At 61.9% G+C, this 10,827-nt stretch carries 7 protein-coding genes; all 7 read right to left on the bottom strand.

Going from position 1 to position 10,827, the window contains the following annotated elements:
* Positions 1-48: 48 nt before the first annotated feature.
* Entirely contained in the window at positions 49-2,919 is a 2,871-nt protein-coding gene (infB, locus tag D0T21_RS28745) for a translation initiation factor IF-2 (protein ID WP_116993390.1), read from the bottom strand.
* A 46-nt stretch (positions 2,920-2,965) separates the two neighbouring features.
* A complete protein-coding gene (gene nusA, locus D0T21_RS28750; RefSeq protein ID WP_116993389.1) occupies positions 2,966-4,531 on the bottom strand; it encodes a transcription termination factor NusA in 1,566 nt (521 codons plus the stop codon).
* Entirely contained in the window at positions 4,528-5,016 is a 489-nt protein-coding gene (gene rimP / locus D0T21_RS28755) for a ribosome maturation factor RimP (protein ID WP_026335094.1), read from the bottom strand. Before rimP ends, nusA begins: the two co-directional genes overlap by 4 nt.
* Positions 5,017-5,302: 286 nt before the next feature.
* Positions 5,303-7,519: a pseudouridine synthase gene (locus D0T21_RS28760; RefSeq protein WP_116993388.1), complete on the bottom strand. Its 2,217-nt coding sequence runs from the start codon at positions 7,517-7,519 to the stop codon at positions 5,303-5,305.
* Complete coding sequence (gene scpB, locus D0T21_RS28765; RefSeq protein ID WP_116993387.1) at positions 7,506-8,285, bottom strand: SMC-Scp complex subunit ScpB; 780 nt, start codon at positions 8,283-8,285, stop codon at positions 7,506-7,508. The genes D0T21_RS28760 and scpB overlap by 14 nt, the downstream gene beginning before the upstream one ends.
* A 321-nt stretch (positions 8,286-8,606) precedes the next feature.
* Positions 8,607-9,632: a glucokinase gene (locus D0T21_RS28770; protein ID WP_116993386.1), complete on the bottom strand. Its 1,026-nt coding sequence runs from the start codon at positions 9,630-9,632 to the stop codon at positions 8,607-8,609.
* 222 nt (positions 9,633-9,854) lie between these two features.
* Positions 9,855-10,808 carry a VTT domain-containing protein gene (locus D0T21_RS28775; RefSeq protein ID WP_116993385.1) on the bottom strand — a complete coding sequence of 318 codons (954 nt, stop codon included), beginning with the start codon at positions 10,806-10,808 and terminating at the stop codon, positions 9,855-9,857.
* Positions 10,809-10,827: the final 19 nt, after the last annotated feature.

Below are 10,827 nucleotides of genomic sequence, written 5' to 3' on the forward strand. Positions count from 1 at the left end.
CAAGTATGCTCCCGTCCACCCGGTTAAAACTACTCTAATCGCAACTGATTACAGCGTACGAGCGATTTCCTGAACTTCGAACACTTCCAGGGAGTCGCCCACCTGGATGTCGTTGTAGTTCTTCAGCGACAGACCGCACTCCAGGCCGGCGCGTACTTCTTTCGCATCGTCCTTGAAGCGTTTGAGCGAGTCGATCTCGCCGGTCCACACCACGATGTTGTTGCGCAGCAGGCGTACCGAGGACGAACGCTTGACCACGCCATCGGTGACCAGGCAACCGGCAATCGCGCCGACTTTCGAGACCAGGATGACCTGGCGAATCTCGACCTGACCGATAACGGTTTCGCGCTTCTCCGGTGCCAACATGCCCGACAACGCCGATTTGATCTCGTCGATCGCATCGTAAATGATGTTGTAGTAGCGAATGTCCACGCCGTTCGACTCGGCCAGCTTGCGCGCCTGTGCATCGGCACGGGCGTTGAAGCCAATGATGACCGCTTTCGAGGCGACCGCCAGGTTGACGTCCGATTCGGTGATGCCGCCGACCGCTGCGTGCACAACCTGTACGCGCACTTCGGAAGTCGACAGTTTCTGCAGCGAGCTGACCAGCGCTTCCTGCGAACCCTGCACGTCGGTCTTGATGATCAGCGGCAGGTTCTTCACTTCGCCTTCGGCCATCTGGTCGAACATGTTTTCCAGCTTCGCGGCTTGCTGCTTGGCCAGTTTCACGTCGCGGAACTTACCTTGACGGAACAGGCCGATCTCACGGGCTTTACGCTCGTCAGCCATGACCATGACTTCTTCACCGGCTTGCGGCACTTCGGTCAGGCCCTGGATTTCGACCGGGATCGAAGGACCGGCTTCGTTGATCGCCTTGCCGTTCTCGTCCAGCATGGCGCGAACGCGACCGAAGGAGGAACCCGCCAGGATCACGTCGCCGCGCTTCAGCGTACCGGATTGCACCAGGATGGTCGCGACCGGGCCCTTGCCCTTGTCCAGACGTCCCTCGACCACCAGACCGCGCGCAGGCGCGTCGATCGGGGCTTTCAGCTCCAGCACTTCGGCTTGCAGCAGCACCTGTTCCAGCAGGGCGTCGATGCCCTGGCCGGTCTTGGCCGACACCGGCACGAATGGCGATTCGCCACCGTATTCTTCCGGCACCACTTGTTCGGCAACCAGTTCCTGCGTTACACGGTCAACGTTGCCGCCCGGTTTGTCGATCTTGTTGATCGCGACAACCAGAGGCACGCCGGCCGCTTTCGCGTGGGCGATTGCTTCCTTCGTTTGCGGCATCACGCCGTCGTCGGCCGCCACCACCAGGATGACGATGTCGGTTGCTTTCGCACCGCGGGCACGCATGGCCGTAAAGGCTTCGTGACCTGGCGTATCGAGGAAGGTGATCATGCCGCCCGGCGTATCGACGTGGTAAGCGCCGATGTGCTGGGTAATGCCGCCGGCTTCGCCCGACGCCACTTTGGCGCGGCGGATGTAATCCAGCAGCGAGGTCTTGCCGTGGTCGACGTGACCCATGACGGTGACCACAGGAGCGCGCGGCAGCGATTCGAAGTGAGCGTGCTCACCCTGGTCGGCCAGCAGTGCTTCCGGATCGTCCATCTCGGCGGCGAACGCCTTGTGCCCCATTTCCTCGACCAGAATCATCGCGGTTTCCTGGTCCAGCACCTGGTTGATGGTGCACATCTGGCCCAGCTTCATCAGTTGCTTGATGACTTCGGAAGCCTTGACGGACATCTTGTGCGCCAGTTCGGCCACGGTGATGGTTTCCGGCACGTAGACGTCTTTGATGACGGCTTCGGTCGGCGCCTGGAAATTGGTTTCGCGGTCATCGGAGTGCGAGCCACGACGGCCGCCACCCTTGCCACCACTGCGCCAGCCGTCACGGCCACCGGAACCGGTGTTGCCACGGCCCTTGTTGGCGGTGCTGCCAGGTGCGCCGCGTTTCTTGGCGTCGTCCTGCCAGGTCGACGAGACATTGGCCGACTTGATCGACTTCTTGTCCGCGGTGACAGGCTTCTTGTCGCCAGGCTTGTCGCCCGGTTTGGCGACGGCGCCGGTGGCTGGCTTGTGCAGCGTGCCTTCGGCAACCTTGGCCTTGACCGGCGCAGGCGCTGGTTCAGGGGCTTTGATGGCGCGACGCGGCGCGTTCATCATGGCCTTGATTTGGGCGACTTCGTCAGCCACGGCTTTGCGTGCCAGCTCGGTGGCGGCCGCTTTGTCGGCGGCTTCCTTGGCGGCGGCGGCAGCCTTCTTCTTGGCTTCGTCGGCAGCGGCTTTCTTCTTCTCTTCGGCGGCGGCGTCGGCCACAACCGGCGCAGCGCCGGCAGCGGTGGCGGTCGCGGCGGCAGCAGCCTTGGCGGCGGCTTTCTTCGCTTCGGAGTCGGCTTCCTTCTTGGCTTCGGCTTCGGCGGCGGCGGTGGCTTTCGCTTGCGCTTCCTTCTCCGATTCCAGCTTGGCCAGGCGCTCCTGCTTCTCGCGCAGTTCCGCTTCCTGACGTGCGATCAGTTCTGCTTGCTTACGTGCTTCTTCTTCACGGCGAGCGACTTCGGCCTCGTCCACCACCGGGGCGGCAGGCGCCACCGGCGCGGCGGCAACCGGCTCGTCGCGCTGGACGAAGGTACGCACCTTCTTCACAGCGACCTGAATCGTGCGGGCCTTGCCATTGGCGTCGGCCTGCTTGATTTCAGTGGTTTCTTTGCGCGTCAGCGTGATCTTCTTCTTTTCGGTATCAGCCGATGCACCGTGGGTACGGCGCAAGTGATCAAGCAGCTTATCCTTATCATCTTTCGACAATGGATCTGACGTCGAACTTTTTTCGACGCCGGCAGAACGCAGCTGCGTCAGCAGCAAATCTGCAGGCATCTTCAGTTCGGTGGCAAATTGGGCTACGTTGTTACTCGCCATTCAGTCCTCTTTTCTATGTGTCGCGGAGATGATAAAGATACTCAAATTAAGCCTTTGCGGATTCGGCAAGACTCCATGCCTTGGCTTGCAAGCCTTTGGCACGATCGTCGTACTTTGAGTCAACCAACTTCATCTCATCGTCGGTCACATCTTCAAATTCACTCTTAATCAGTTCTCGTGCACGGTCGGCGGACAGGGCCAGGATGGCGCCAAATTCGTCGTAAGCCAGTGCAGCAAATGCTTCTACAGTCTTGATACCAGCCAGGCCGAGCTTGCCGGCGGTGACGCGGTCCATGCCTTCCAGACCGACCAGCGCCTCGTCCATGCCTTCCAGGCCTTCTTCCGAAGCGATCGCTTCGGTGACCAGGGCGTCACGGGCGCGGGTGCGCAGTTCGTTGACGGTATCTTCGTCGAACGATTCGATTTCCAGCATTTCGGAGATCGGCACGTAAGCGATTTCTTCCAGGCTGGCAAAGCCCTCTTCCACCAGGATGTCGGCGACTTCCTGATCGACGTCCAGTTTTTCCATGAACAGTGCACGCACTGCCGCGGTTTCCTGGGCTGCCTTGTCGGCCGATTCTTCGGCCGTCATGATGTTGATCTTCCAGCCGGTCAGGTCGGAAGCCAGGCGCACGTTCTGGCCGGAGCGGCCGATCGCGATCGCCAGGTTTTCCTCGTCGACCACGACGTCCATCGCGTGCTTCTCTTCGTCAACCATGATCGACGAGACGTTGGCCGGAGCCAACGCGCCGATGACGAATTGCGCCGGGTCTTCGGACCACAGCACGATGTCGACGCGTTCGCCGCCCAGCTCACCGGTCACGGCCTGCACGCGCGAACCGCGCATGCCGACGCAAGTACCGATCGGGTCGATGCGCTTGTCGGCCGTGTACACGGCGATCTTGGCGCGGACGCCCGCATCGCGTGCCGCCGATTTAATTTCCAGCATGCCTTGCTCGATTTCCGGCACTTCCAGCTCGAACAGCTTCATGATGAAGTCTGGAGCGGTGCGCGACAGGATCACTTGCGGGCCGCGCATATTGCGGTCGATACGCAGGATGAAGGCGCGGACGCGGTCACCGATACGCAGGTTTTCTTTCGGGATCATCTGGTCGCGTGGCAGGCGGGCTTCGATCTTGCCCGATTCGACGATCGCGTCGCCGCGTTCCATGCGCTTGATGGTGCCGGTGACGAGCGAGTCGCCGCGTTCCAGGAAGTCCACCAGGATCTGTTCGCGCTCGGCGTCACGCACGCGCTGCAGGACGACCTGTTTGGTGTCTTGCGCAAAGCGGCGGCCGAATTCGACGGATTCGATAGGCTCTTCGATGTGGTCATCCACTTCGATGTCCGGAATCTGTTCCTTGGCTTCGAAGTGCAGAATCTCCTGGTCCGGCAGTTGCAGGCCAGCCTCGTCGGGCACAACGTGCCAGCGACGGAAGGATTCGAACTCACCCGACTCGCGGTCGATCGAAACGCGGATATCGACTTCACCTTCATAGCGTTTCTTCGTGGCTTGCGCCAACGCGAACTCCAACGCGCCGAAAACCACATCTTTATCGACGTTTTTCTCACGCGCCAGCGCGTCTACCAATAACAAAACTTCGCGACTCATGCTTTGCGTCCCTTAAAAACCACCTGTGGCACCAAGCGTGCCTTATCCATATCGGCGAGCGTAAACTCCAACAGCGCCGGACCATCAGTACCTTCAAATTCCAACGACAAATTATCGCCCTGGGGTTCTTGCAGAATCCCCTGGAACGATTTCCGGTTGTTCGTACCCGGCATTGCGGTGCGGAGTTTGACGATTGCTTCGCAACCGGCAAAGCGCACGAAATCTTCCAGCTTGCGCACCGGGCGATCCAGCCCTGGCGACGAGATTTCGAGACGCTCGTAATTCACGTTCTCGACCGTCAGCACGTGCGACAGCTGGTGACTGACCGTAGCGCAATCTTCTACGGTAATCGGGCCTTTTTCTTCGGCATCGGCGGCGGTGAAATCGATAAACACGCGCAGCACTCCGCGCTCGGCCCGTTCGACATCAACCAGCTCATAGCCCAGACCGGCGACGGTCTTTTCAATTAAATCCGGCAGCTGCAAGAAATTCTCCAAATCAAGGCCTGTTTCCAACTTATTAAAAACAGACCGTTCAAAACGGTTCACCAAAAAAAAAATGGGCATCTGCCCATCTTCTTGTAATACCAGCCAGATGAAAGCATTCTTAGGGAAGCAACCCGAGAAGAACTTTTACTAGGCTGGTTATTATAACCTTATATGATCTGCGCTGCAATGCCGCACGGGGCGGAAAAGCAGGCTTACAACAATTCATAAAAGGCTACAAGCCTTACAAACAGGGGCTTGCGCCCCGTTTTGCACGCGGCGGGACTTAACCCTTGCGGCGGCGCGGCATGCCATGATCGATGGCGCCGCCACGCGGTGGCTGGTTGCGGCGCGGCGCGCTGGCGTTACCAAAACCGAAGGTGGTTTGCAGCGGATCCGGCTGACGCGGACCACGGCTCGGACCCTTGGCCGATTGACCGCCGCCCTGGCCACCTTGACCGCCCTGCCCACCCTGGCCGCCTTGCGGACGACCCTGACCTTGCGGACGGCCACCCTGGCCTTGCGGACGCGCCGGGCCTTCGCCCAGCGGACGGCCGCCGGCGTAACCGCCGATGCCTTGCGGACGACCGCCTGGACGGCTGGACGTCTGCGCGCCGGCCGGACGACCCTGGCCGTTACCACCTGGACGACCGCTACCCTGGGCGCCACCTGGACGACCCTGGCCACCGCCACCCGGACGACCCTGGCCGCCACCGAAACCGCCCTGGCCACGGCCATTGCCGCGTGGGACTTTGGCGAATGGCATGGCGTTGTCATTGCTGACGTCGGCACGGTTGAAGTTCGGTTCGTCGTGATCATCTTCATCATCGTCGAAATCACGGTCGTCGCGCTCGGCGTCGCGGCCGCGCTGCGGACGCTTTTCAGGACCCTTGTTCTGGGCCGGCTTGGCTTGCTGCGGGCCTTTGCCGCGCGGCGCGGCCGGCGCATCGCTGCCCTTCTTGTCGACGCCGTATGCGCTCAACATGTCGCGCACGGTGTTCTCTTCCAGCTCTTCCCAGCGGCCGCGTTTCAGGCTGCTAGGCAGGCTCATCGCGCCGTAGCGGGTACGGATCAGGCGCGACACGGTCAGGCCGATCGCTTCGAACATGCGGCGCACTTCGCGGTTACGGCCTTCGCCGATGATCACGCGGTACCACTTGTTGATGCCCTCGCCGCCGCCGTCGGCGATCTTGGTGAACTGCGCCAGGCCGTCTTCCAGCTCGACGCCGGCCAGCAGCTTCTGGCGCATGCCTTCTTCCAGCACGCCCAGCGTACGCACCGCGTACTCACGGTCGATGTGGTAGCGCGGGTGCATCAGGCGGTTGGCCAGGTCACCGGAGGTAGTGAACAGCAGCAGGCCTTCGGTGTTGAAGTCCAGGCGGCCGACGGCCAGCCATTTGCCGGCCTTCATGGTCGGCAGGCGGTCGAACACCGATGGACGGCCTTCCGGATCGTCCATCGAGACGATTTCGCCGGCAGGCTTGTGGTACACCAGCACGCGCGGCGGCTTCTTGCTGACGCGGCGCTGGATCAGCTTGCCGTTGATGCGCACGGCATCGGTCGGCAGGATGCGCTGGCCGATGTGGGCCGGCTCGCCGTTGACCGACACGCGGCCGGCAACGATCAGGTCTTCCATGTCGCGGCGCGAACCCAAGCCGGCTTCGGCCAGGACTTTGTGCAGCTTCGGCGCGTCGTCATCCGAGGTCAGGTCGCGGCGCACCACTTTCGGCGCGGCGTGGCGGCCCTTGGCCGGCTCGTCGCTGTCGAAGGCGTCCGAGGTGACGTAGGAGAATGCGGCATCCGCATCGCTAGGCTTGGCGCCGCCGGCGTTCGGACCGCCGCGTTGCGGCTTGCCGTTCTTGCCTTTGCCGTTCTTGCCGTTGCGCTGGCCGTCGGGACGCGGGCCGCGCTCGTGGCGTGGCTTGCCGCCTTCGGCCGGCGCTGCGCCGTCGACTGCGGGAGCGGCTTCGCCTTCGGCGGCTGCTACCGGTTCAGGACGCGGAGGCATCATGGCTTCACGCACGGCGCGCTGTTCGCGCATCTGGCGTGGGCCACGCGGACCGCGCGGGCCGCGCGCTGCGCGCTCACCTTCAGCAGGAGCGGCTTGCGCTTCAACTGCTGGAGCCGAGGCTGCGGCCGGGGCGGCTTGCGCCACCGACGCAGCGTCTGCGGCTGGCGCTGCAACTGGTTTCTTGGCGCGCGGAGCCTTGGCTGGCGCTTCGGCTGCCGCAGGCGCGGCGGCTTGCGGGGCAGCTTCGACGGCCTCGGCCGACTTGGCGGCCGGCTTGGCGCGCGGCTTCTTCACTGGGGCCGGCGCATCGGCGGCGGCGACTTCGGCTTCAGCCTTGGTCTTGCGCTTAGGCTTGGCGGCGACTGGCGCATCGCCGGACGCGGCGGCGGCCGCATCGGCCTCGATCTGGGCTTTGGTGCGACGCTTAGGCTTGGCGGCCACTTCGGCCGGCACTACGTCGTTGACTGTCTCTGGGGAATTAGGATTGTTCATTATTCGTTTCTTGGTTGTGCTCAGCGTCAACCGTTACATCGGGCGCGGGTTGTGTTTGTGCTTCGTGGCCGGCTTCCGGGCTAGTCGCGGCTTCTGCTTCGGCCACTGGCAACTCGCTATCCGTACCATCTGTTTGTTGCGCGGCATTGTGTGCCGCTTTGTCAAAGTTTTCCTGCAAGGCCGCTTCCAGCGCAGCCATGTCCGGGCCACCGCCTTGCGTATCGCTGATTTGCTGCAAAGGAGGCAGCTGGGACAGCGAATTCAAGCCCAAATCATCTAAAAACTGCTTGGTGGTGCCCAGCAATGCCGGGCGGCCGACGACGTCGCGGTAACCGATGGCGTCTACCCAGCCACGGTCTTCCAGCATCTTGATCGTCTGCGAATTGACGGCTACGCCGCGTATCTCTTCAATATCGCCCCGCGTCACCGGCTGCCGGTAGGCGATGATCGCCAGCGTTTCCAGCGTCGCCCGCGAGTACTTGGGCGGCCGTTCCGGGTTCATGCGGTCGAGGTACAACTTCATCTCGGGGCGGCTCTGGAAGCGCCAGCCGGTCGACAGGCTGATCACTTCGACGCCCTTGCCGGCCCAGTCCAGCCTCAATTCTTCGAGCAGTTCCTTGATCGTATCGGAACCAACTCCGGGTCCGCGCGGCCTGTCCTGGTCATCCACCTCGACAAACAGCTTTTTCAGACTGTGGATCGACAATGGCTCACGAGCGCATAGCAAAGCGGTTTCGAGGACTCTTTTAGCCTCTGCTGTATCCATAGCAATCTTGTGGTTGCATTTTCATGCAAGAAAGAATTCAATCACATTCAGTGAGGCAATGGCCGGCATCCATGATGCTGCCTGCTGGTATAACTCACTGAAGCTGTTTTTCCGACGCCTGGGCCGATGTGCGCCAGGCGGGAGAGAGGGACATGCCGGCAATGGCCGAGGCCCTTGCTTTCTACGTGAAACGTGGCCGGGGAGCGCAGTTTTCGGGCGAAAACACACGTGACCGATCAAAGACATTTCATCCAACAAGCCGAATTGTACCTGATAAAACGGCAAAAAGCGCATTTCGCCGTCATCGAAATGTAACTTGGCTTACGCGGCGGCAAGTCTTTCCGACAAGATTGCGGAAACACCCACAAATGCAGGGTACTCGGCGGTGATGACCCAGGTCGGCACTTCGGACAGGTAATGGCAGAAACGGCCCTTGGCTTCGAAGCGGGCGCGGAAGCCGGAACGGTCGAAACGCTCGCCCAGGCGCGGAACGATGCCGCCACCTATATATATGCCGCCCTGCGCACCCAGCGTGATCGCCAGATTGCCGGCCACGGTGCCCAGCATGCAGCAGAACGCTTCGATGACTTCGTCGCACAGCGTGCATTCGCCGGCCAGCGCGCGGCGCGAGATTTCGGCGGCGCTCAGCTTTTCGGCCGGCATGTCGGTGTGGTCGGCCAGCGCGCGGTAGATCAGTTCGATGCCGGCGCCGGACATCAGGCGCTCGGCGGACACGTGGTCGAATTCTTTCCAGGCATATTGCAGGATGGCGACTTCGGTGGCGTTGGCCGGCGCGAAGGTGACATGGCCGCCTTCGCTCAACAAGGCGGTCCAGCCATCCTTGCCCGGGATCAGGCCGGAAACGCCGAGGCCGGTGCCGGCGCCGATCAGGCCCAGCGGAGTGCCGGCGATGCCGGTGCCGCCGCCGACCTGATGCTTCTGGGTGGCGGACAACTGCGGCAGCGAGCTCGCCAGCGCGGTGAAGTCGTTGACGACGACCAGGACGTCGAAATTGACTTCGCGGCGCAGTGCTTCGATCGAGAATTCCCAGTGGTGGTTGGTCATGCGCACCATGTCGCCGGTGACCGGATTGGCGATAGCAATCGCGCCATTCCGGATGCCGGTGACGCCGGCCTGGGCTACGGTCGGCGAGGCCAGATAGGCAACCAGGGCGGCGGCCAGGGTTGGATATGCGGCACAAGCCAATACTTCGATCGCCTCAATCTTGCCCGGGGCGGTCTCCAGCGCAAAGCGCGCGTTGGTACCGCCGATGTCCGCCAGCAGACGCGGGCCACCAAGGAATGCAGTGGTCAGGGAGGGAGGCGTTTGGAGGGACTGAGCTGTCATGATAGATCGAAAATAGTTGAGGCCTAAGCTTAAGGTATTTTCACTCAGCGAGGCAAGCGAAGTTTGTAGTTTTAGTACACATGCAGCAGCTTTGCCACATGAAATTACAAATTAGAATTTTTTTTGCGTAGTATGACTACGATTTTTGAGGCAGCAGCAAACACTGGTAGCGCTTCCAGTTTTGGGTAAAAAAAACCGCCCAAACGGGCGGCTGCGGCAGGCTCAGACCGAGGCCGTATTGCCTTCGCCCACCTCGCGGGGCGTGCCGAAGGCGGCGTTCCAGGCGTCGAGGCCGCCGTGCAGCGGCTTGGCGCGGGTGTAGCCGTGGCTGATCAGTTCCTTCGCCACGTGGGCGGCGGTGACGTCGTTCGGGCAGCTGCAATAGACGATGATGTGGTGGTTCTTGTCCAGCGCGATCAGTTCCGGAATCGGCTCGCCGCCGTTGAACAGCAACGCGCCCGGCACGGCCGGCTCCAGCATCTGCGCCGTCACGCTGCGGGCGTCGACCAGCACCGGCGCCTTGCCCTGCTCCAGCAACTTCTTCAGCTCATCGATGGTGACGCGGTCGATCTCCACCGACTGGCGGAAACGCTTGCGCTCGACATATTTAAAGGCGATGAACAATAACAGCAACACGCCCAGCACCATCAGCGCGGTGGTGCCCATCGTGCTCAGGATCTCCAGCACCTGATCGATCTGGGTGTGGAACCCGGCGCCGATGGCGATGCCGGTGCCGCTCCAGACGATGCCGCCGGCGATGCTGAAGCCGAGGAAGGTGGCGTTGCTGGTGCCCATGGCGCCGGCCAGCGGCGGCGCGATCGTATTGAAACCGGGAATGAACTTGGCCACCACCAGCGCCTTCGGGCCCCAGCGGTTGAAATTGTCTTCGGTCTGGCTGACGCAGTAATCGGGAGACAGCGAAATCTTGCACAGCAGGCGCAGGATGCGCTTGCCGTAGTAGCGGCCGGCGCGGAACCAGAAATAGTCGCTGATCAGGCAGGCGACCACGCTCACCGACAGCACGGCCAGCCAGTTGCTGTCGCCGTCCACCGACAAGGCGCCGGCCACGATCAGCAGCGGAAACGCGGGAATCGGCAGGCCGATCTGCTCAACCAGCACGATCGCAAACACGATCAGTACGCCGTACTCTTGCAATAGAAGGATTAAATTCGCCATACGGATATCTTATCTTAAA

Origin of the sequence: Duganella sp. BJB476, from assembly GCF_003416895.1 — a bacterium.
Classification (GTDB): domain Bacteria; phylum Pseudomonadota; class Gammaproteobacteria; order Burkholderiales; family Burkholderiaceae_D; genus Rugamonas.